At 53.6% G+C, this 22,351-nt stretch carries 24 protein-coding genes; 3 read left to right on the top strand and 21 right to left on the bottom strand.

Annotated features, from left to right (window positions below):
* Positions 1-3: 3 nt before the first annotated feature.
* From GZH47_RS06560 to GZH47_RS06570, 3 genes are all read right to left on the bottom strand, one after another.
* On the bottom strand, positions 4-471 hold the full coding sequence (locus GZH47_RS06560) for a RidA family protein (protein ID WP_225446383.1): 468 nt from the start codon (positions 469-471) through the stop codon (positions 4-6).
* Between the two features lie 66 nt (positions 472-537).
* Positions 538-993: an NUDIX domain-containing protein gene (locus GZH47_RS06565; RefSeq protein WP_162639320.1), complete on the bottom strand. Its 456-nt coding sequence runs from the start codon at positions 991-993 to the stop codon at positions 538-540.
* Positions 994-1,195: 202 nt separating this feature from the next.
* Positions 1,196-1,723 (bottom strand): GrpB family protein, encoded by a 528-nt coding sequence (locus GZH47_RS06570; RefSeq protein WP_162639322.1) that lies wholly within the window; start codon positions 1,721-1,723, stop codon positions 1,196-1,198.
* Between the two features lie 122 nt (positions 1,724-1,845).
* Between GZH47_RS06570 and GZH47_RS06575 the strand changes: the two genes are divergently transcribed.
* The gene (locus GZH47_RS06575; protein ID WP_162639324.1) at positions 1,846-2,271 is read left to right on the top strand and encodes a PH domain-containing protein; all 426 of its coding nucleotides are present in this window, start codon (positions 1,846-1,848) and stop codon (positions 2,269-2,271) included.
* Between the two features lie 155 nt (positions 2,272-2,426).
* Here the strand turns inward: GZH47_RS06575 and GZH47_RS06580 are convergent, their stop codons facing one another.
* The 6 genes from GZH47_RS06580 to GZH47_RS06605 form a co-directional block, all read right to left on the bottom strand.
* On the bottom strand, positions 2,427-2,807 hold the full coding sequence (locus GZH47_RS06580; RefSeq protein ID WP_162639326.1) for a hypothetical protein: 381 nt from the start codon (positions 2,805-2,807) through the stop codon (positions 2,427-2,429).
* A 165-nt stretch (positions 2,808-2,972) separates the two neighbouring features.
* On the bottom strand, positions 2,973-3,707 hold the full coding sequence (locus GZH47_RS06585; protein WP_225446384.1) for a YjgB family protein: 735 nt from the start codon (positions 3,705-3,707) through the stop codon (positions 2,973-2,975).
* Positions 3,708-3,850: 143 nt separating this feature from the next.
* Positions 3,851-4,618: a hypothetical protein gene (locus GZH47_RS06590; protein WP_162639328.1), complete on the bottom strand. Its 768-nt coding sequence runs from the start codon at positions 4,616-4,618 to the stop codon at positions 3,851-3,853.
* 114 nt (positions 4,619-4,732) lie between these two features.
* Positions 4,733-5,836, bottom strand: coding sequence for a Gfo/Idh/MocA family protein (locus GZH47_RS06595; RefSeq protein WP_162639330.1), 1,104 nt, complete (start codon positions 5,834-5,836; stop codon positions 4,733-4,735).
* Positions 5,837-5,907: 71 nt separating this feature from the next.
* Positions 5,908-7,071 carry a UxaA family hydrolase gene (locus GZH47_RS06600; RefSeq protein WP_162639332.1) on the bottom strand — a complete coding sequence of 388 codons (1,164 nt, stop codon included), beginning with the start codon at positions 7,069-7,071 and terminating at the stop codon, positions 5,908-5,910.
* Positions 7,071-7,385, bottom strand: coding sequence for a UxaA family hydrolase (locus tag GZH47_RS06605; RefSeq protein ID WP_318653425.1), 315 nt, complete (start codon positions 7,383-7,385; stop codon positions 7,071-7,073). The genes GZH47_RS06600 and GZH47_RS06605 overlap by 1 nt, the downstream gene beginning before the upstream one ends.
* A gap of 174 nt (positions 7,386-7,559) precedes the next feature.
* On the opposite strand from GZH47_RS06605, the gene GZH47_RS06610 reads away from it, so the two are divergent.
* Positions 7,560-8,420 carry a helix-turn-helix domain-containing protein gene (locus GZH47_RS06610; protein ID WP_162639336.1) on the top strand — a complete coding sequence of 287 codons (861 nt, stop codon included), beginning with the start codon at positions 7,560-7,562 and terminating at the stop codon, positions 8,418-8,420.
* 73 nt (positions 8,421-8,493) lie between these two features.
* Here the strand turns inward: GZH47_RS06610 and GZH47_RS06615 are convergent, their stop codons facing one another.
* From GZH47_RS06615 to GZH47_RS06665, 11 genes are all read right to left on the bottom strand, one after another.
* Positions 8,494-8,682 (bottom strand): hypothetical protein, encoded by a 189-nt coding sequence (locus tag GZH47_RS06615; protein ID WP_162639338.1) that lies wholly within the window; start codon positions 8,680-8,682, stop codon positions 8,494-8,496.
* Positions 8,672-9,829, bottom strand: coding sequence for a DUF4062 domain-containing protein (locus GZH47_RS06620; protein ID WP_162639340.1), 1,158 nt, complete (start codon positions 9,827-9,829; stop codon positions 8,672-8,674). The genes GZH47_RS06615 and GZH47_RS06620 overlap by 11 nt, the downstream gene beginning before the upstream one ends.
* A 182-nt stretch (positions 9,830-10,011) precedes the next feature.
* The gene (locus GZH47_RS06625) at positions 10,012-10,998 is read right to left on the bottom strand and encodes a Gfo/Idh/MocA family protein (protein ID WP_162639342.1); all 987 of its coding nucleotides are present in this window, start codon (positions 10,996-10,998) and stop codon (positions 10,012-10,014) included.
* Positions 10,999-11,113: 115 nt separating this feature from the next.
* Positions 11,114-12,070: a 3'-5' exoribonuclease YhaM family protein gene (locus GZH47_RS06630; RefSeq protein WP_162639344.1), complete on the bottom strand. Its 957-nt coding sequence runs from the start codon at positions 12,068-12,070 to the stop codon at positions 11,114-11,116.
* 162 nt (positions 12,071-12,232) lie between these two features.
* A complete protein-coding gene (locus GZH47_RS06635) occupies positions 12,233-12,946 on the bottom strand; it encodes a glycoside hydrolase family 172 protein (RefSeq protein WP_162639346.1) in 714 nt (237 codons plus the stop codon).
* Positions 12,867-13,340 carry a DUF2961 domain-containing protein gene (locus GZH47_RS34345; protein WP_162639348.1) on the bottom strand — a complete coding sequence of 158 codons (474 nt, stop codon included), beginning with the start codon at positions 13,338-13,340 and terminating at the stop codon, positions 12,867-12,869. Before GZH47_RS34345 ends, GZH47_RS06635 begins: the two co-directional genes overlap by 80 nt.
* 109 nt (positions 13,341-13,449) lie before the next feature.
* Complete coding sequence (locus GZH47_RS06645; RefSeq protein ID WP_162639350.1) at positions 13,450-14,334, bottom strand: carbohydrate ABC transporter permease; 885 nt, start codon at positions 14,332-14,334, stop codon at positions 13,450-13,452.
* A 17-nt stretch (positions 14,335-14,351) separates the two neighbouring features.
* Entirely contained in the window at positions 14,352-15,260 is a 909-nt protein-coding gene (locus GZH47_RS06650; protein ID WP_225446385.1) for an ABC transporter permease, read from the bottom strand.
* A 97-nt stretch (positions 15,261-15,357) separates the two neighbouring features.
* On the bottom strand, positions 15,358-17,106 hold the full coding sequence (locus tag GZH47_RS06655; protein WP_162639351.1) for a type 2 periplasmic-binding domain-containing protein: 1,749 nt from the start codon (positions 17,104-17,106) through the stop codon (positions 15,358-15,360).
* 185 nt (positions 17,107-17,291) lie between these two features.
* Positions 17,292-18,059 carry a response regulator transcription factor gene (locus GZH47_RS06660; RefSeq protein ID WP_162639353.1) on the bottom strand — a complete coding sequence of 256 codons (768 nt, stop codon included), beginning with the start codon at positions 18,057-18,059 and terminating at the stop codon, positions 17,292-17,294.
* A complete protein-coding gene (locus tag GZH47_RS06665; RefSeq protein ID WP_162639355.1) occupies positions 18,056-19,804 on the bottom strand; it encodes a sensor histidine kinase in 1,749 nt (582 codons plus the stop codon). Before GZH47_RS06665 ends, GZH47_RS06660 begins: the two co-directional genes overlap by 4 nt.
* A 380-nt stretch (positions 19,805-20,184) precedes the next feature.
* Between GZH47_RS06665 and GZH47_RS06670 the strand changes: the two genes are divergently transcribed.
* Complete coding sequence (locus GZH47_RS06670; protein WP_162639357.1) at positions 20,185-21,276, top strand: LacI family DNA-binding transcriptional regulator; 1,092 nt, start codon at positions 20,185-20,187, stop codon at positions 21,274-21,276.
* A gap of 98 nt (positions 21,277-21,374) precedes the next feature.
* Here the strand turns inward: GZH47_RS06670 and GZH47_RS06675 are convergent, their stop codons facing one another.
* The gene (locus tag GZH47_RS06675; protein ID WP_162639359.1) at positions 21,375-22,331 is read right to left on the bottom strand and encodes a phytanoyl-CoA dioxygenase family protein; all 957 of its coding nucleotides are present in this window, start codon (positions 22,329-22,331) and stop codon (positions 21,375-21,377) included.
* Positions 22,332-22,351: the final 20 nt, after the last annotated feature.

Genomic DNA, 22,351 nt, shown 5'->3' on the forward strand with positions numbered 1-22,351 from the left:
ACTTCAGTTCTCCACCTCGAATATAGAGTCGATGACGAGCGGCAGATTGTTCCGCAGCGAGACCGCGCCGAGAACCGAACGCGTATGGACTCCTTTCTCCCCGAATACCTCCGCCATCAAGTCCGAAAATCCGTTCAACACTTTATGATGCTCCTCGAAGCTCGGCACCGCATTGACGAAGCCTTGCGCTTTCACGACGCGTTTCACGCGATCGAGCGAACCGAGCTCTGCTTGTACGGCGGCGAGCACTTCGATGCCGGCCAGCCTGGCGAAATGAATGCCTTCTTCCGTCGTGTATTCGCTCCCGAGCTTGCCTTTCGGATTACCCGACGGTCCTTTCCCCGAAACGAACATCAGCCCGTTCACGATCACGCAATTCGTATAATTGCCTGCCGGATTGCTTGCTTGAGGCAGCGTAATGCCCAATTCCGCCAATCTCGCTTCAATCGAAGGTTTCGTAGTCATTGTCATCCCATGCCTTCCCGCGTTGGATTTCGTCTCCTCGCGTTCAGCGAGGACTGTCATGCCATTATGCCATTAATTCGTATCCCCCACATAACAAACGGCTGCTGCCGTGCGATTAAGCTGTTTGATCAGGGAGTGCGGATAAAGTCTGACCTCGTGCAGCTGCTCAAGCGCCACCCATTCTACGCCGACTTGGAGCTCGTCCGGATTGCTGCCGTGGAATGTCTCCGTATGATTCACCAGCCGGCAGGCAAAATAAAACTCCACCTGATGCACGTCATGATCCCACTCCGCGAATTCATGATTGTTCCCGATATATTCGCGGATATGGATAATGTCGCCCGGCTCGACCTCGCAGCCGATTTCTTCCAAGCATTCGCGTACGACGGCCGAACGCAGATCCTCGCCCTTCTCTTGCCCGCCGCCGGGGAAGAGATAGAAGAATCCCCATTGATCCTCATTCTTGGTAAGCAGGACGCGGTCGCGATCGATGATGACGGCTTTTGCCGAGTTGCGAATTGGCTTCATGTTATACTCCTCTTCTTCGTGCGTCATGTAGGTGTTCCGTTGTTTAGTGATACCGGTCATCCATGAAGGCATCGTTCTTAGTTGGTAGTATATACCAAGTCAGGCATATTCGCACGTTGATTTTGCGATGGCAAAAGACCGGCAGCCGGGTGGAGAATGCCTCTCCTTCATCCGAATGCCGGCCATCGAATAGTCAACTCGCTCAGTCTCGCCGCTCTTCTTGTTCCGCCTTCATAATCATGCTCAGCACGAAATCCGTTTTCGCATCCGAATACGCATACTTATCCGATCCGTTATTCTGAATCAACTGCTCTTTCAACTGCTGATAGCCCGCTCTTGCAGCCGCATGCTTCCTCAGATAATCTCGGAACAGCAGCTGTTTGCGCAAATATTCGCTGCCGGTCCGGTACATATGGATCTGATGCGTCCTTGGCTCGCCTTTATTGAAGTAATGCCGGTCCGGCAAGATATTCGTGCCTTTGTAGGCATAACCGATGCGCGTTAATCCGGGCACGCAGCGAAGACCCGCTTCGAACGAAGGCAGCTCGATCGCAATGTCGATGACCGGCTTGGCGCTTAGCCCGGGAACCGCGGTGCTTCCGATATGATGAACGGCAAGGAGATGAGGCTGAATTTCGCCCGTGATCCGCTTTGCTTCTTCCTGATATTCCGTATTCCATTGCTCCGTCCAAGGAACAAGAAACACGCTGCCGCTCGGTAGTCCCAGCACCCCGATCATCTCCGTTCGCGATTATCTGAATCATGGCAGGAAGGAAATTTATAGCAAATAGAGAATATATAACAAGAAACTGCGTTTTCCGATTCGAATCGACATGATCAGGAGGTATTGATATGGGACTATTCAGTGGTTTATTGGGGAATTACTCCGAAGTATCCGTACAGGAGCTGCACGCTCAATATGGCGCTTATTTGATGCCGGAAGAGAAAATACAGCTGGGCTTTAAGCTCGTGCGCGATGCTTTTATTTTCACGGACGACCGGCTGATGCTGATCGATCACCAAGGCGTTACCGGCAAGAAAACAAGAGTGGCTTCCATTCATTTGAATGCCATTTATGAGGTGACCATGGAAACCGGCGGAACGGGTTTCGATGACAGCGAAATTACGATTCATTATATTACTTCCCCTTACTATAAAACAAATAATGTCCAAACGGCCCAATATAAGTTCGAGTTCGGCAAGAAGTTCAATGTGCAGCCGATTTATGTGACCTTGCTGTCCATCGCGCACGAGAATAATAAACGTTTAAACGCCTAGCGGCGGCAGAACAACGGCCGAGGGTCAACCAGAACTTCTGGTTGGCCTTTTTTTATGGCCGCTTGGCCAGCCGCCCCGGTCTGCACTCAAAACAAAGGTCTTATGAGCTCTTCATCCAATTCCACAAGTTTGGCGATCGCTTCGATTGTATAGCCTTATTGTATCGCCTTCAGTACGATTTCAACCTTAACGGTCCCTTCCCTAATGGCGTTATCCAGGTATTTATCGAAATGAATGACATCGTCAGCAGGCTCGCCTTCAAGCGTGAAAACCATCCGATAATGCCCGATATCCTGTCCTAGATAATAAATATTAATATTACAATAGACGAAGTCGGAATATCCGATCACATGTGTAAGTTGAAGCGAATGAAGTTCCGTCCGCAGCAATTTCAAATTGGACTTTCCTCTAAACGTACCGAAAAGATCCCCTCGATCGTCTTTCTTCCAGTTATCCATGTAATTTCTAAACCCGGCTTCCGTTCTCTCCGCTATGCGATGGGCCCGTGCCCATTCGACTAATTGCTCCGTATTCATGAATGAATCACTCTCATTTGCGTTTATTTCGTTCTCTCATTATAGCAATCCGGCCAAATGCTGAAAATAACGCGCCAACAAGACTCCCCGCCAGCCGCCGCGTGAAGAAAGAGCGTCCCCCGCCTATACTGACGAAGAACGCTCTCGCTCCTTTCTCTATCCAGCTTACCCAGCCATATTATTCACTGCATCCGCGGGCGCGTACACCGAGATGTGATCGACTTTCCCCGTGTCTGCCGAAAGGATGAACCGCAGCTCGAAGGTTTTGTTCGCTTCGTACGCGTAGATCGTGTCGGTACCGTTCTTGGTCACCTTCGCCGCCTTGCCTAATGCAGCTTCGATTTGCTTCAAGGTGAGCTGCTGCAGCTCCGGTGCATCGGAACGGACATCGAAGATCTGGCTGCCTTTGTTGAAGCCGATAACCGCGTGCTTCTTCGCGTAAGTCGCATACATGCCTTGACCGGCGAAGTCGGTTTTGTCGGATTTGCCCCAATCCTTCTCGACGTCATCGATCAGTCCTTTATCGGCCGCAAACGGAATGCCCGCCGCTTTCCCGCTCTTCGCCAGCTCAAGCATCGCTTTGATCTGCTTGACGCTCGAACTGTCCGCTTGATCCGCCGGCGCATTTGACGTGTCGCTTCCGCCGTTGGCGGCGCTGCCGGTATTTCCGGCATTGCCGCTGTTTCCCGTGTTTCCAGACTGGCCGTTGTCCGCAGGTACGTTATTGCCCGAGTCCGACGTATCCGCCGGAGGCGCTGCGTTATTTGACGGCGCATTATTTTGCGTAGCCGAATTGGAGTCGTTGGCAGAATTCGAATCGTTCGAGCAGGCGGATACCATCATCGCGCCGACCAAGAGTACCGAGAGCACGAGCATTTTGACGGGTGAAACGTTCTTCATGTGAATCATCTCCATTCTATCAGTCTTGCATAGCTGTACCCTCTAAACGAGACGCCCCCTGAAAATGTTTCAATCCCTCTCCTGCGCCGGCATGCTCATCGCCATAATCCGCATCCGCCCCGGCTCGCTGCGTAGTCCGCCCGTTACTGAATGATAGCGTTCACCTGCGCCTGTTCCGTCTTGGTCAGAACGAGAACGCGATTCGCCGCATCATAGCGAAAATAATACACAGGGATCGTATCTTGACCTGCCGCATAACCGCCGGTGACGATCATCTCGCCGTTCTTCACTTGCAGCAAATGTCCAGGCAGCTGCCCGATATTCGGCCATGTTTCTTTATCGCTCATCACCATAGGAACGGGAAACGCTTCGCCGTCCTGCACGCCGAAGAAATAGGTTTCCAACGCGTGGCAGTCGGTATACCGGGGCACATAAACAAGCAGATCCGTGTCGCCGAACCGGAAGTGCTGCATCGTAATCGGTTTGTCGGTCTGCTGCACGATTTCAAAATCCGCAGGGAAGGTCCCTATTCTTACAGTATCCCCTTTGTCCGGTTCCCAAACCGCCTCGTACTCGCCTTGCCATTTCAGATCGTTCTGGGCGCCGTAGCAGCTTGGCGCGTCGAATGCCTGCACGACTGCTTTCGTCACCGGCTTCACGCTCAATTGTCCGCTTGGCAGCTTGAACAGCGCGCGGACGGAATCGTCTTCCTTCTCGGTTGGTGCAGGCGCGGGATCCTCGTCCGCCGCTGCAATGACCGGAGTCTCGACCGTTCCCGCTGCATCATGATTCTCCTGCATATTACCCCCATTCGTAGTTGCAGCCTCATTTCCTCCCGAACAAGCTGCCAGCAAGCCTGCCAAGACCACTATAACCGCGCATGGCGCGATCCAGTTCCGCTTTCGATTCATCCCATCGTCCCCTGCCGAATGTTTACGTTCACCTAATCAACGCTTCTTCGCAGCCAATTGTTTCATACTGGTAATAAAAAAAGAAGCGCGGCTGCGCTCCCTCTCCCTCTCCATCTAGCTATTCGCGATTTCCGCCAGCGTGACCGGCCGATTCTCTTGCACCGACAAGTACGCCCCGAATACCATCTGCATCGTCTTCAAATTGTCTTCCACGCTGTTCTCCGGCTCGCGCTCTTCTTCCACGGCGCGCATCAACTCGCCCATCGTTCCCATGAACGCATGCGGGAACCATTTGCCGTGAAGCCGCGGGTTAAACCAATAATCTTCATGAACAAGCTTTGAATGGAAGCTGAGCGTATCCTCACGTCCGACCGGATAATTGTAGAGCGATCCGTTCGTTCCTTTGATGATGCCTTCCGTCCCCTCGAACCGATAGGTGGCGAACCAGTCATCCTCGCCGGCGATATGGTTATGGTTATCGTGAATCAGCCCGCGCGACTCGCCCGGAAACTTCACATGCAGCAAGGTACGCGTCTCGCCGATCGTTTGCTGGCCCGGGAAGCGGGCCCCGTCGGCATAGACGTACTCCGGCGGGCCGAACAGGAAACGGATCGCATCCATATAGTGAATGCTGTGATACATGAATTCCAGCGTCGGCATCTCGCGCAGCCAGCCCCAATTGGCAAAATCCTGCTTCACGTTCACTTGGATCGTCGCCTGCAGCAATTCGCCCAGCCAGCCGCGCTGGATGATCGTACGGCTTGCCCGGATGCCCGGCGACCAGCGCATTTGCTGATTCGCCGCGCCTTTGATCCCGTGCTTCGCGCAGGCTTCGGCGATTCGCACCGCTTCCCCATACGACTCCGCCAGCGGCTTCTGGCATAGAATATGCTTGCCCGCCGCAGCGGCCCGCTCCGCGATGCCAGGCTGAACCTTTGCCGGCACGGCCAGATCCACGAAGCGCACCTCGGCATCGAGCAGCAGCTCGTCGAGCTCCCGGTACACCTTCGCGATGCCGAACTTGGCTGCCAGCTGCTCCGCCCGCTCGCGGTTCAGATCGAAAATACCGACGACGCGCAAACCGCCCATCCGGTAAGCCGGCAGATGGCAGGCTTCCACGATTTCTCCGGCACCGATGATGCCGATGCCCATTTCTTTATTCTGAGGCAAGGCCGGACGGTAGTCCAAGTCAAGCCAGTTGGTCAATAACGCACCCATGCAGGGAGCACCTCCGATATCTGTTGCCTGTGCCTGTTGCCCGTTGCCTGTGCATGTTGCACTGATATTTATTACAAGCTCGGACCGATCCGGTTAATGCTGAATTCCGTATGTCCCAGCACTTCCGCCTTCGTCCATTTCCCTTCCGCCACGTCCAAGATCTCCTGCCAAATCCGCCCGCCGGCATGCTCCAGGCTTACGCTGCCATCCAGCATATCGCTGACATCGACGTCCATGTTGTCTTCCATGCGCCGGAACATCATTTGGTTGCCGGTAATTTTGATCACCGGCACGACTGCCGCGCCTGTCGGCGTTCCGCGGCCGGTCGTGAAGCAGACGATATGCGCGCCGCCGGCCGCCATGCCGGATACGCATTCGATGTCGTTGCCAGGCGAATCCATGAAGTACAAACCATGCTCCGGAATGCGTTCTGCGTATTCAATGACGCCTTGGATCGGCGCCGTGCCGCATTTGCTGATGCAGCCGAGCGATTTCTCTTCGATCGTGGACAATCCCCCTGCAATGTTGCCCGGGCTTGGATTGCCGCCGCGCATGTCGGCACCCATCCGCTCGACTTCTTTCTCGAAGCGGTCGACGATGTAATAGAGCTTATCCGAAATTTCCGGGGTCGCGCAGCGCTCGGCAAGCAGATGCTCCGCGCCGATGATTTCCGTCGTTTCGCCGATGACGATCGAGCCGCCTTCGCCGATAAGCGAATCCGCCGCCACGCCGAGCGCGGGATTGGACGCCAGACCCGACGTCGCGTCGGAGCCGCCGCATTTGACGGCAACCTTCAATTTGCTCAGCGGAACCGGCACCTTCTCCTGCTTCTGCAGATCCGCCATCAGCCGCTTGGCCACTTCCGCGCCATAGGAGATCGCTTTGACGGAACCGCCGGCGGATTGAATGTCGAAGAATTCGACCGGTTTGCCGGTCTTACGGATTTCCTCGGAAAGCGCTACGGGATCCACCACTTCGCAGCCGAGGCTGATGATCATGACGGCGCCGACATTCGGATTCTTGCCCGTGCCCGCAAGCATCTCGAACGTGCGGTCCTTGTCCGCGCCGATCTGGCTGCACCCATGCTGATGGGGGATCGCGACGGCGCCGGGCACCATCTGCATGATCCTGCTGCTCACCTGATTGGAGCAAATGACCGTCGGGATGATCAGCAGATGGTTCCGAATCCCGATATCGCCGTTCGGACGCTCATAGCCCATAAATGTACGTTCCATTATTCCGTCTCCTTCGTGCCGAGGTCGCCGCGTCCGCGGATGCCTTCGATATTGTGTACGTGCACGTGCTGGCCTGCCGCGATCGGCTCTACGGCACGTCCGATCACTTCGCCGTATTTGCGCACGTCGGCGCCGCCGTCGACTTCGGCAATCGCGATTTTGTGGCCGAACGGAATATCGTTCAGCGTCGTTACTTCCTGCAAGCCTGCCGCGTTGCGATATTTGATCGTCTCGCCGGCGCCGATCTCGCGCAATGCCGTCACGACATGATCGCGTTCATTCATATAAAGCGCGTCCGCGCCCGTAGTAATCACATGTTCCAACCGCATTCACCATTCCTTATTCTTGAGATGGACAATCCGTTAGGCGTCCGATATAGTTCAATTATAGATCGTAAGAAACAGAATCTAAATTGCGAATATCGCTGAAAATATACCTTTTCTTGTACTTCCGCAACCATACTCAGCCCATTGAAGGAGATGACGGGGATGGATCCCATGCGCAAGCAGTTTGCTTCCGACAGCGCGCTTCCTGTATCGCTCGAATTGAGCAGCACGAAGAACCTGCAAGCGGAGCTGCCGGACCATTTGCATGACTGGCACGAAATCATTTACGTCCACGGCGGGGCAGGCACGTTCTTCATTAATCATACGTTCTACGAAATGCAGGCAGGCGATCTCTACCTCATTCCCGGCAATACGATTCATAAGACGCTTCCTCATCCCGATGAGCCGATTACCTCCTCCGTCGTATTCTTCAGCGGCCAGTTCGTGCAGGCTTCCGCCGCCGGAATCGACTCCTTCTCGTTTCTGCAATGCTTCGATACGGCGCGCGCCAACCGAAGCTACAAGCTGGAACTGCTCCCCGCGGAGCGGCAGCGCCTGGAAGGGCTGTTCGGCGACATGCAGGAAGAACTCGCAGCCAGGCAGCCCGGGTTCAGGCAAGCGATTCTGCTGCTGCTGCAAACCGTCCTGCTGCATACGAACCGCAAGCTCAATCCCGGCAACCGCATGCAGCCTTATGCCGGTTCCAGACCCGCATGGCTGCAGAACGCGCTGAATGAAATCGACGCTCATTTGCCGCAATCCCTCCATCTATCGGCGCTCGCTTCCCATGCATCCGTAAGTCCGTCGTACTTCTCGCGCATGTTCAAGCAGCATACCGGCCTCGGCGTAACGGAATATATAGTGGCGAAGCGCATCATGCATGCGAAGGAATTACTCGCCGAGACAGACCGCACCGTCGCGGAAATCGCCGCCTCCTGCGGCTTCGAGAGCCTGCCGCATTTCTACCGGATGTTCAAGAAAGTCGCGGGCAACACGCCGGCGCATTATAAGCGCAGCCAGTAGACGGCAACAACAAAACAAGCGCATGATCAAAGCCTTCGCGGCTTTGATCATGCGCTTGTTTGTACAAGAGCTCTTATCTTCTGAACGCCTCTTCAAGCCGTTCCTTAATGAATTGACTGTTACTCCGACGCGTCTTCCGCTGCTCAAGTATAACCTGCGTCATGCTTTTCTTAGAAGGCGCGAACAGCAGCGCATCCTTCGGCTGCGTACCTACTGCTTCCGTAACAGCTCCGTTCAATGATACATATACCTTAGTCGCCATGCTGCATCCCTCCTATGAGCATTCGTGCAAGTTCGAAAGCCAATGCGTTTTTTTCAATTATAACACGTATGACGCTATCCTTGGAAGCCATGAACTTGTCGGCGTTCCACTCTGGACCGCACGGGAAGTGAAACGTCATCACATGGTTCGCGAGCCGCAGGCAGAAGTAAAAGGTACAATTGGATTCCCTGAAGAATACCTGATCGTCCGGCTCGGGATTGCTGTACGTAAGAGCAACGTAAGCGTCTTTGTTGTCCAACAGGTAATAATCTTCGCCGGTGGCAAAACCCGTCTTTCCCAACATAACCATACGATCGTCTTCGAATTCATATAACGTGACGGCGGAGCAATTACGGAAAGCGCCCACCGGTTCCTTCACGAAACCATAGTCATGCTCCACGACCTCGCCTGTCACCGAACGTTGGAAGGACTCCAGGAAGGCTTTAAGATCGCGAAATCCGGTCATGTTCACATTCACGATGGCTTTGCTCAGTATATCGTAGAAATGATCGTATTGATCCAATTGGCGTTCGTTCGTTTCAATCGCGGCTTTGAACGGCATCAGCTGGATGCCTCTTCGCAACAAGTCGCTGAAATACGCCTTCCAATCAGGAGCGACAGCGAGATTTAACTCTTCGAAGTAGATTCCCCGTCCAACAATGTCATGGATGAAAAACCAAACATAGGGGTCGACATGAGAAGACAGACCGGCAGAACGGAGTGCGGACACGGTTTCCGATGCCGTTGGAAATGAGGAAGTTTCTGCTTTATAGGCCTCCACGTACTCGTCGATAATCCATTTCGCTTTGGAGAAATATTCTGCTTTCACTGCGCTGTCCACGAACACGAGAATGGTCTTCCGCCGGGCGCAAGCTTCGATGAATTCCATGTGCGTCACGGTCCGCTGCGGCTTTTCGTAGAAGGTGCCCGCCTTGTTGGCTATGAAAAGTAAAAACGCATCAGATTCTCGTACGCATTTGATGCACTTTTGGACCGGATTGGTGTGGGAATCCCATGCTCCGAAATTCCGTTCGAACAGCACGGGTTCATGCCCGAGCTCCCGCAGAATGTCCCACATGCGCTCGCGAAGCTGCCGTAGCGAATCTTGAGCGATTGAGCTTATGAAAATCTTCGTTCTCGTAGACAAGGCGAGTCTCACATCCTATCAGTTCCGAAATCCAACGACTAACCTTTACTATAGCACACTTACCGGATGTGACAATTGGCGTACTGGACATAAGTTAGTCTTGACAACGCAAACAGCGGCAGCCCCGGACCCCATGAAGAGAAAGTCCAGTGCTGCCGCCGATGAATCGTACATTCAATCAATTACTTCAAATCCGCCGGGAACACAAGCCCCTGCTGGCGTCTCGCATCGTCCAGCACGTTCATGACCGCCAGCGAGTGGGCATGCGAGTTGAGCGTCCCCTCGAGTTGTCCGCTCCGGATCAGCTCTGCGAATGCCCGCACTTCATAGCTCATGACTAATCCCTGCTCCGGCGCGGCAATCTCTTCCACGCGCCCATCTCGGTAACGGACGGTGAGCTTGCGCGGCAGATTGATCGCATCGATCGTCATCGTGCCTTCTTCGCCCTGAATTTCGGCGGGCAGCGATGAGTTGGAGATTTTGGAATACGAGATGACCGCCTCCATCTCCTTATAACCTGCAACGATGCTTCCTTGGCCGTCGACGCCGGAAGAGAGCATCGTGCCGCTGGCGGCAATCCGTTCCGGGGTGCCGAACAGCAGAATCATCGGGTAGACGCAGTACACGCCAAGATCCATTAACGCCCCGTTCGAGAACTCCGGCTTGAACGCGTTCAATACTTCGCCGGCGCGGTACGCATCGTAGCGCGACGAGTATTGGCAATAGCTTGCCGTATACCGACGAATGGCGCCAAGCGAAGGCAGCAGCTCCCGAATCGCTTGAAAGCCCGGCATGAACGAGCTCTTCATCGCTTCCATGAAGACGACGCCATGCTCGACCGCCGTCTGAATCATCCCCTCCAGCTCGCGCGAATTGGATGCCGCCGGCTTCTCGCACAGCACATGCTTGCCTGCGCGCATGCAGCGAATGGACTGCTCCGCGTGGAACGATGTCGGCGACGCGATATAGACGGCGTCAACCTCGCTGCTCGCCAGCAAGTCGTCGATGTCCGTGAACGTCAGCGGGATGCCGTGCTTCGCCGCGAACGTTTCCGCCCGCTCCGCGGTCCGCGAGTACAGCGCCGACAAGGTTACGCCTTCGACCTCGCGCACCGCTTCTATGAATTGATCCGTTATAAAGTTGCTTCCGATAATGCCAAATCGTATCATCCTTCAATCCCCTTTCATCGGAATCCATTTTACCCGTTTGCCCGCTTCGGGGCAATCGCATGCCAGATCGGGCAGCTACGGTTTCGATCAAGCAGAGACGGCTTCGCTCGGGCAGCTATAGCTTCAAGCGATAGAAGGCCTTATTCTCCAGCCCTCTTACCTGCGGCGTCCAATCCTCATGGCTCGCGGCGGTATCCAGCGCATCCTCGATCATTTGCAGCTTGGCATCGAGGGAATCGATATAATGCAGCGCAACCGCCTCCGCGATTTGCGGCTGGACGGGACTGCCCCATTCCCCTAAATTATGATGCGACAGCACGAGATGCTGCAGTGCCATAACGCGCTCCGAATCCACGGCGATTCCTGCATGGAACGCTGCTTCTGCAATCCATAACGAAGCCAATGAAATATGGCCGATCAATTTCCCCGTATTGCTGTAATCCGATACGATGCCAAGCTCGGACACCATTTCCTCCGGCTTCGCGATATCATGCAGGATGATACCCGCTTTGACCAAGTCCGCATTCAAGAACGGACGCTGCGCGCAGATGAATTCGCCCAGCTCCAGCATCCTCGAGATATGATAGGCAAGTCCCGCATAATAGGCGTGATGATGCGATTTCGCCGCCGGCGAATGGAATAGGCGATCCCCTGCTTTATCGAGGCAGTACGCGACAATCGCACGAATGTCCGCATCGGCGATGCTGTCGGCAACGTTCCGAATGCGAGCGACGAGCGTTTCCGGTTCGACGGGCGCCGCGCGCACGAAATCCGTCAACGTCACGCCGTCCGCTTCCGTCGTTTTCCGAATGCGATTGATTTTCACCTGCAGCTTCTCGCGGTACAGCTGGACGATTCCCTGCACCTTCACGAGCGTCAGCGCCTTGAATTGCTCCTTGTCGCTCTCGGACGCATCCCATAGTTTTCCCGGCACCTGCCCGCTGGCATCCGACAGCGTAATGTTCATGAAATCCTTCGGCGGCGTCGTATTGGTCTGCTTCACTTCGCTCTCCTTGATGAGATAGAAGCCGACGAATTCCTCGCCGTCCCGCAGTTCGTTAATCCGTGTCATCTGCTTTCCCTCCTGCTTGGTTCTCCCAAACCGCCTTCCGCAACGCAAAATCCCCTTCCGGAAGGCAGCGCTGAGTCCATCATACCATGAACTCTTTTTGCGCAGTCTATCGAAAGGGGATATTAATGGTAGAATCGATTGCCTATTCTTCCAGAACGAACGCTACATATCCGTCCGTTTCGGCCCTTCGGCTTCATTCGGCTTCAAATCCGCGCTGCGCTCCGCCCTGTTCGGAAAATGATCGAACGGCAGCGACGGCAGCGTCTGGTACCAATAAGCGACGGCGCAATAATCATCGCTGCGTTCGAAGTAGCAATCTTCCGCCTCGTCGGTGCTGCCCATCGCGCGATAATGTACGAACTGCTCGTCGCCATAATGAAGACGCGCTTGCTCTTTGTTCCCATAGCCCATCTGCTGCACCGTGACCTTCAAGCTGCGTTCAAAATAGATCGGATCGCGCACATGGAAGCGGTAGATCGAATACAAGCCCTGTTTGCCGTCCACGAGCGGCGCGCCTTGGAATGGCGTCAACACTTCCTCCAGCCCCCAGGCCGAGCCCATGTAATCTTCGGCGCCCGTCCCGCAGATCGTCGGGTAGTCGCGGTCGTCGTCGATATAGAATTTCACTTCTCCTTCGCCCCACCAGGAGTTGTTCTCCAAACTCCGTACGCCGAGCGTCGTGCCCAGATACGCGCCTTTTCCCGCTATGCCGTCCGCGATCACGAAATCTTCATGCATCGGACACGGATTGCTGCGCCGGAACCGGGCGTGAAAATACCCCGCGGATTCGTCAAGCTCATCGCCCTGCGTCACGTCGATTTGATAGAACAACAGCCGCACGTCGGATTCGGAATCGTTCTCGACCGTGAACGGCATTCTTCCGGAACGGCATCGGAATCCAGCAATTCAACCCTTTGCCGGCCTGCATCGTGACGCAATCCGACATCATCGGCTTCTGCCGCCCGTGCGCGATGCCGAAGAAATCGCCGATCGGCGCTTCCACGCTCGGATGCTCCTGGTCGTCCCAGTACATGCGCAGAATGACGTTTCGCATATGATCGACATTGCCTGGCGGGATCGTCATCCAGATATGACGGATAACGCCCGGTCCCTCGCAGCGGAGCAGCTCGATGGTTTCGCCTTGGCGGAATCCTTCCAGGCACGGGGAGCCTTTGCGGCCTTGTTTCGTTTGCCCTCCGCTGCCTGCGGCGCCGGTTTTATTTTCCGCGGTGAATGCCCGGCTCTTCGCTTGTTTCAAGTCGTACATCATGGTGAAGCGGCCTCCTCTATGGTTAACGATTGCAACGAGCACCCGAAGCCGTCCAATGGACTCGCCGAATGCTCGTTAATTAGTTCTGGATCGGCATTGGCCGATCCTGCTATTCTTTTACGGAACCAAGCATGATTCCGGTGATGAAGTACTTCTGCATGAACGGATACACGAGCAGGATCGGAATCATCGTAATGACCAGTTTCGCGGCCGTCAGGCTTCGGTTGGATACGGCCAGCAGGCTACGAACCTGCTCCACGTCGCGAATCGTCGTATCGTAATTCACGACAAGCTGTTGAATATACGTTTGCAGCGGGAAGTCCTTCGGATCCATGGAATAGATCAAGCCGTCGAAGTACGCGTTCCAGTTGCCCACGACGACGAACAGCGCGATCGTAGCCATTATCGGCAGGGAGAGCGGCACGTAAATTTGCAGCAATCGCCGCCACGGGCCTGCGCCGTCGATGCTGGCCGATTCCTCCAACTCGGACGGGATATTGCGGAAATAGTTCATCATGAGAATGATATTAAACTGCCCGACCGCGCCAGGAATGACGAGCGCCCAAATCGTGCCGAGCATGTGCAAATCCTTCACCGTAAAGAACATCGGCACTATACTTGGACCGAACAGCATCGTTCCGATGATGATCCACATGTAAACGCCTCTGAACCGAAACGTCTTGTTGCTTTTGGATAGCGGATAAGACGCCAGCACGACCAGCACCATGTTGATGACGAGCGCGAGCACGACGCGTTCGCACGATACGCCCGCAGCCGTGAGAATGGCATGATCCTTGAAGATGGTCGTGTACGTGCTCCAGCTCAATCCAAGCGGATACACCGTGACAAGCCCTGCCGTTGCCTTGGCGCTGTCGCTTAACGATATTGCCAGAATGTTCAGCAGCGGAACGAGCGTAATCACGGCCAGCATCGTCAGAATGCTGTAAATAATCGTGTTGGTAATGATATCGCTTTTCGTTAACCTGATTCCCATCCATTTCACCCCGTTGTCTAGAAAACCTTATATTCGCCATATTTTTCTGCCAGCCATTGCGAGACGAGAATAAATATAAAGGCAACTGCCGAGCGGAACAGTCCGACCGCGGTAGCGAATTCATATTGATTGCTCTGGAAGCCCATGCGATAAATATACGTGTCATAAATATCCGCGACTTGATATACGAGCGGATTGTACAAGTTGAAGATTTGGTCGAAGCCGCCGCTCAATATCCCTTGGAGACTTAATATGAGAATCAGCACTACCGTTCCTTTGATGCTCGGCAGCGTAATATTGACCAATTTAGCCCATCTGGAAGCTCCGTCTACATCGGCCGCTTCGTACAGGTTCGGATTAATGCTTGTCAGAGCCGCGAGGAAAACGATGGCGTTGAAGCCGAAGCCTTTCCAGACATCGGTTACGTACACAATGATCATGAACCAGGTGTCGCTGTTGAAAAACATCGTCGGCCCATGGCTGCTGGATATCCGATGAACCAAACCGTTAACAAGACCGTCGATGGAGAAGAAATCTTTGAAAATACCGGCCAAAATAACCCAGGACAGGAAGAAAGGAAGATAAACGATCGTTTGCACGCTTCGTTTGAACCATCTCAGCTTGATTTCGTGCAGCAGCAGCGCGAAGGCAAGGGCGCAGGAAACGTTGAGCACGATTTTGACCAGCGAGATCGTAACCGTGTTTATCGTTATTTGCTTGAACTCCGGGATTTGGAACAACATTTTGAAATGATCCAATCCTGCCCAAGGCGAGCCCCAGATTCCCTTGACCGGATCGAAATATTTGAATGCCATGATGGAACCAAGCGTCGGATAAATGCTGAAGATCGCCAACAGGACAATGCTCGGCAGCAGCATGAAATGATAGTGGATGCCTTCCTTGTTGCGCACTCTGTTTGATTTCACGATAATTCCACCTCAATTCGGATAAAACAAGTGCTGAGGCTTGGAACCGCTCAGCACTTGTTTGAAAACGTGTAAATCGGAACCGCATACGCAGCCGTTAGCTGTTTACAATGTCATTGACCTCGGTCGTAATGTCTTTACCGCCCATGCTGTTCCATTGTTCGACGAATTTGTCGAACGCGTCGATCGGCTTCTTGCCCGTAATGATTTCGAGGAACGTTTTCTTCTCGAGATCATCCATGGAAGCTTTCTTCTTCTGCATCAGGTCAGTGGAACCGACGAATGCAGGAAGCGTTTGTTGAACAGGGTTTTTCACGAGGCCGGCTGCACCGGTGTAGAATTGGTTCGCAAGGCTCCACAGTCCCATGTCCGCGAATTTGTCCGTCGCCTTTTGGTAGTTCTGAATAGCGGTTGCTTGAACCTTCGTTTCCGGATCGGCGTCTTCCATTTTCGTTTTGCCGTTGACAACGTCCATGATCGCTTTGTAGCGAACCGTAATTTCATGCGGATCTTTCGCGCTTGCGCTGACTGGCAGCAAGTTCATTTTCGCATTCAAATATTTCGCGCCTTCGTCGATCGTCAGCTTGTTATACCAGTCAAGCTTCTTCGTGTTCGCTTCTTGTGCGTAGTTCAGCATTTTCATGATCGCTTCCGGATGCGCGTAACCCTTCTTCACGACAACGAATCCGCCTACGGCACCGTAACCTTTGGCATGCGCGATGCCGTCTGCGCCTTTAAGCACTGTCGCCTGCCAATCCGCCTTGTGGTCGTTCTTCACGGAATCCGGAAGCGGATACCACGTGGACCACCATGCGCCTTCGAAGATACCCGCTTTGCCTTGCGCGATCGGTTCAACCGATTTGTTGCTGTCGTTCATGATAAAGTCAGGCGAGATATAGCCTTCTTTGTACCATTTCGCCAGTCTTTCCAGCGCGCCTTTCATTTCAGGCTGAACCGAGCCGTAGCCGACCGTGCCGTCAGCCGTTTTGATCCATTGGCCCGGATAAGAGTTGTAAGCGCCGAATACGAAGTCGAAGGAGTCCGTGTCCGCGCCGTAGAACAGCTGCTGCGAAGGCAGCACGCCCGCGCTTGCTCCGAACTTGGCTTTAAACGCTTTCAGGTCTGTTTCCACGTCGTCGAGCGTTTGCGGCTCGGGAAGGCCGACTTGGTCCAGCCAGTCTTTGCGCGACCAGATGATCGGAATCGCCGTCTCGACGTCCGAAATCGAAGGAATGGCGTACAGCTTCCCGTCTGACGATACCTGTTTCAGTACATCCGGACCGCCCAACGCAAGGCTGCTCTTCAGGTTTGGAGACGCGTAGTCTTCGTATACTTTCGACAGATCCTCGATCATGTCCGCTTTGATCAGCTTCTTCAGGAGGCTCAGACCGTTAGGATCGACGCTGATCGAAAGCACGTCGGGTATGTTGTTCGCCGCAATCAGCAGGCTCAATTTTTGTTCGAAGGCATGGTTTTGGTCACTGGTCGTCCAAGCGATCTTCCGCTTGATATTCAAGTTTTCCTCGAACCATTTGGTTACATCGTTGTTTTCGTTGCTTTCTCCTGCCGGCGGTTTCATGTCGAAAGGAACCGAAATACCAGTTGTAAACTCGACCATTTCAGGCAGCTTGCTGAACGGATCAGGTTTCTCGGCAGGCGTGTTGGCTGCCGTGTTGGCCGCCGCGTTGTTCGCTTTGTCGTTCGAAGCGGCAGCATTGCCCGTGTTCTTGCTGTTGCTCGCATTGCCGGTGTCACTGGAATCGTTGGAGTTGCTGCAAGCTGCGCTTGTCAGCATCATGGCGGCTACGAGCGACATCGATGCAACGGTTTTCATTTTTTTGTTCATATGAATCCCCCTTGTTCTTCAGTAATTCCTCTTGCTGTCTTTATCTTAAACGCAAGGAGGAAGACCGCGGGATAGACGATCTTCCTCATATAATGGGATTTCGGTTAGCAGTTGTACGCGTTTTCATGACGTGATTCTGCCTATCTCATGAAAATCGTCCCTTGTGTAAGAAAGCGGTTTTTCAGTTAACGGTTTCGTTCCCGGTATTCGGAAGGCGTCATGCCATTCTGTTCCCGGAACAGCTTGCTGAAATATTTCTCGTCCTGGAAGCCTAGCTGATCGGCGACTACGTACACCGGCTTGCTCGTTTCCCGCAGCAGCGACTCGGCTGCGCTGATTTTGAGACCGCGCAAATATTCGCTGAACGGCTTCCCGGCAATATCCTTGAAGCAGACGCTGAAGTAGCCTCTGCTCATGTTGACCGCTTTGGCAACTTTTTCCTGATGAATGCCGTCGAACAAATGCGCATTCATGTACAGCATCGCATTACGGATCGAAGCAACGACTTCGTCGGAGTATCGTTTGCCTTGCTCGTGCGCATAGGCAGGCATAACGCTGCTTCGTTCCGGGCTGTCGATCTTAATGCGATCGGAGATCCGCGCAAGCAGCTCCTCCAACTTCTCTTTCTCTAATTGGGTTTTCACGATATAGTCGATGGCGCCGAGCCGCATCGCCTTCTGGACAAAATCGAAATCCTGATGGCAGGTCAGCACGACCGTCTTCACGCCGGCATGGGCGGCTCGCGTCTCCTTCATCAATTCGAAGCCCGACATGCCGGGCATCGTCAAGTCCATGAACACCACATCCACGCGATGTTCATTCAGAAACTCGAGCGCCTTCTCTCCGCTGCTGGCCTCCCCGATAATCTTGAATCCGAACTTCTCCCAGGGCATGATCGAGATCAGCCCTTTCCGAACGTATATTTCGTCGTCTACGATTAATGTTTTAATCATGTCAGTTCCTCCTTGCCGAGCGCGCGGCTAATTGGAAGTCGTAGCGTGAATGTCGTTCCTATATCCTTTTCTCCGATGATTTCCATCGAAGCGCGATCGCCGTAATTCACGTCCAGCATGTAGCGGACGTAACTGAGGCCGATGCCCATGCCCACCTTCTTATGCTCGTCCGAGAGCGGCTCGAGCAGCCGTTCGACGTCGCGCTCGGTCATGCCCGCTCCGTTATCTCTGACCGTAATGAGCAGCTCCTCGCCATGACGGGAAGCTTCGATCTGAATATAGCCGCTTTCGTCCTTGAGCCCATGATAGATGGCATTCTCGACGATCGGCTGCATGATGAATCGCGGCACGTTCACGTCCAGCAGCGCCGGATCGATCTTGATTTGCACGTCAAAATGATAGGCGTAACGGATCCGCTGCAAATCCACGTAATTTTGCAAGGCTTCCACTTCTTCGTTCAAAGCGACGATTCCGCCTTCCTTGCCCAGATTGTAGTGCAGCACGCGCGTAAACAGCGCGACCAGCCGGTCGATTTCGTCTTGGCCGTTCATTCGTGCCAGCCATTGGACCGTATTCAATGTATTGTGCAGGAAGTGGGGGTTGATTTGATGCAGTAGCTTCTCCACCTCGATCACCCGCTTTTTCCGTTCCTTTTCTTCCAGCTCCTTGAATAGCTCGGCAATCTTGCTCTTCATATCGTGAAATTCGGCCAGCAAGCCGTCGAACTCGAGAATGCCCGTCGTTTTGAGCTGCGAATTGAACTTGTTATGGGCGAGCAGCTTGATCTCGCGATTGATCGTTCGAAGCGGCCTGTAGACGATTCGCCACATCGCGAGCCCCAGCAAGAGGCTGATGACGATGGAAACGATCGCGAAGAACGCGAATTTGCCCATCCATTTTCGAACGTCGGAGCTGTAGGACTTCATATCCACCGCGGAAAGTATGTACCAGCCCTGCTGTCCTTTCTCGGAGAACACGTAGTACCCGTCTCGGATCCCCCTCGTTTTACCCGTTTCGGACAGCCTCGTAATGTCGATCGAGGAGCCCACGGGAAAATCCTTATGCTGTTGACTGTACATGATCGTACCGTGATCGTTGACCAGAATCGACGACACGGCCAGCTCATACTGCTGCGATTTAAGCAAATTCACGAACAGCTCCATACTGGTCTCCATGTATACGTACATGTCGGCGCCTTCGATCAGGTTGACTTTCCTCGCAATGGAAAACACGTTGCTGTCATGCGCCGCTTTCACCGAAATATGAGGCCCGTAGAATGTCGCGTTGATGCCGTCGGCGAGCGCGGGCAGCTGCCCCGGGTCGAACCCTTGCTGGACGCTCTGGTTCTCGAACAAGACCTGATGCTTGTTCGCGTAATAGATAAAGATAAGGCCGATATCCGGTTTGGAAGCATTGATGAACGAGATGTTGTCGATGACGGATTTCTTCTTCTCGTATTTGGTCAGAATGTCGGTCGTATCGAGATAGGTTTCGATATCATCCGCGACTTTGCCGTTATACATGGCCAGCTGAAGGGCTGAATCCTCGAGGTTAGTGAACACGCTGCTGAGACTGATTTGGATTTGCTTCATATTGCTCCGGATGCCGTCGTCGATGTTGCGATTCAACAAAGAATCCATCGAGATGTAGGAGATGTAGCCAATCGTGATCAGGGGGATGATGGAGCTTAAGAATAGCAACAAATAGGCTCTGTTCTTTAACGAGTACGACGTTTTGAGAAGCACCTCTATTCCTCCAGACAGCATGATGTCAGAAACGATTATCCTAGCCCTCTAGCCTCGTTGTTGGCCAATGGATCGCATTTATTAGAAGCGCTTTCATTTTGTCGTGAAGCAGTTTCAGTCATAATCTGTTTAGTAATATGCCTCGTAATTTTTATTTTTGTAATATATATTATTACAAAACTGGATATATGTAATCAAACATGTCGATAACGATACTATATCATGAAAAATATGACGGTTAACAGACCGGATAATCGATTTCCGCCTAAGTTCATTAAAATTTTTGTAAGGTTACAATTTCGCCATTCTGTTTATTGACAAAACAGCCCTCTGCTCTAAAATAAAATTAGGAACTTTAACTACCTAAAGGAATGATACCTATGCCTAAAAAGATTACGACCAGCGATATCTCGCTCAGCCTTGGCATATCCAGAAACACGGTATCCAAAGCGCTTAACGACCACCCCAGCATTACGGTCGAGACCAAACGCAAAGTCATCGAACAAGCCATCGCCATGGGCTATAAGAAAATAAAGCCGTCCGTTTCGGGACAGCCGCCGGAGACTGCCGGCAAACTGAAAAGCATTGCCTATATCACCAAGCATCAGCTGCATCACGGCATCGGATTCTGGATGAACGTCATGAGCGGCGTCGAGCAAATCCTAAGCAGCAACGGGTACGAGATGAAGATCAGCTTCATCAAGGACGAAGACATTCAATCGCTCGCGCTTCCGGCCGTGCTGACGAATAACGATATCGACGGCTTTATCGTTGCAGGGAGCATGGTCAAGCCTTACACCGACAAGCTGATGGAGCTGCCCATGCCGAAGGTGTTCATCAACATCAATCCCGAGTTTTCGCTCTCCGGCCTGCAGGCAGACGTCGTCTTCATGGAGAACGAAGACAGCGTCTATCGCATTACGCGCCACTTGATCGCAGCAGGCCATTCAAGCATCGGGTTTATCGGGGACATCTCTTCGTGCAGAAGCTTCATGGAGCGCTGGTTCGGCTTCCAGAGGGCTCACTTCGATACCGATCGCTCCGTCGATCCGGCTTACTGCATCCTCGCGCCGAGCCCCGACGGTTACCAGCAATACGAAGGCCTTGCCCGTTCGCTGAAGGAGCTCCGTTCGCTTCCTACCGCCTTCGTCTGCGTGAACGATAAAATCGCCATCCATGTCATTCGGTACGCGAATGAAACCGGCAAGTCAGTCCCGCAAGACATCGCCGTCTCGGGCTTCGATCAAATCGAAGAAGCCTCCTTGCTCGGTTTCACCTTGACGACCGTTGCCAACGACGAGCTTCAGCTCGGGCTTCGCGCGACGGAGCAGCTGCTGCAGCGGTTGAACAAGCCGGATCGTGCCTTCGAGACGATCCGCTTGGCCACGTCGGTCGTATTCGGCGAAAGCACGTCTTCGTCGAACCAGCGGATGACGGAGCGGATGACAGATCAGGTGGCAGATACCCGATAACGGGGAGGCCGCAATTGAAACAGCGGCAAGCGCGGCTCAAACAAGAAGGCTGACGATTCGTCATTGCGACGTTTCATCAGCCTTCTTCTTGTTCGTCCTTATTTCGATTCGGCTTGTTCGATTTCTTTTCTTTCCCAAGTGCACGGTTCGCCGTCTTGCAGTCCCAGCGACGAGCGAATCATTCTTTCCACGACCGAATAATCGGCAGGATTCTCGCGATTCAGGTTCATCCGTTCGCGAGTCGGCGCAACCCGATTGCACATGAAGCGCGGAACGCCAAGCTCGTTATCCGACGGCGCATGGTACAGGAACGGATGGCAGATGATCATATCGCCAGGCTCGCCCGTCGATTCGACAACGCGCAGGGAGTAACCGGCCGGATCTTCGTAGGCGGTATCCATGAATTTAGCCAAATGTTCTTTCTTCGATTTCTTCTCTTGCTTCGGCTCATCGGCGTAGATATCGTCGGATACCGGCTTTTTGCCGACCAATTCCGCGAGCCACGGATGCTTGTTGCATTCGCGGATGGCTTCTCCCAGACCCAGGCCTTCCGGATGCTGCGCCAGCATATTCGCGACGATATTGTGCGAGCCTTCGGCCACCAGCGTTCCGGAGCCGCCTTTCTTCACGCTCGAGAACAGGCAGACGAGCAGCAGCCCTTGCTCCCAGCTGTCCAGATAATGGCGGAAGTGGCTTCCGTCGTAATGCCAGCCGCCTGGAACTTCCGGCCCGAAGTTAATGATATAGCCGCCCCACATGACGCCTGTCATATCCTTGCCGCTTTCCCAACGGCCTTCTCCGAGCAAATCCTCGATCGCCCCTGTAAGCCGCTCCGAGTTCAAGCCGTCCATGACCGGATGAACGTAATTGCCGAGACGTACGACCGGTTCCGTCCACGTGCCGGAATCTTCCTTTTGAATGCCGCGTTTGGCCAATTCGTCCCAGAGAAACTCCTGTACATTCAGCGCCGCATCGCGGGGATAGGCATTTTCTATTTTAACCCAGCCTTTATCGATAAAATGCTGTACTTGTTCTTCCGTCAATACTTTCGGCATGTTGAACACTCCTTGGATTT

This window comes from Paenibacillus rhizovicinus (genome assembly GCF_010365285.1).
In the GTDB taxonomy this organism is placed as follows: domain Bacteria; phylum Bacillota; class Bacilli; order Paenibacillales; family Paenibacillaceae; genus Paenibacillus_Z; species Paenibacillus_Z rhizovicinus.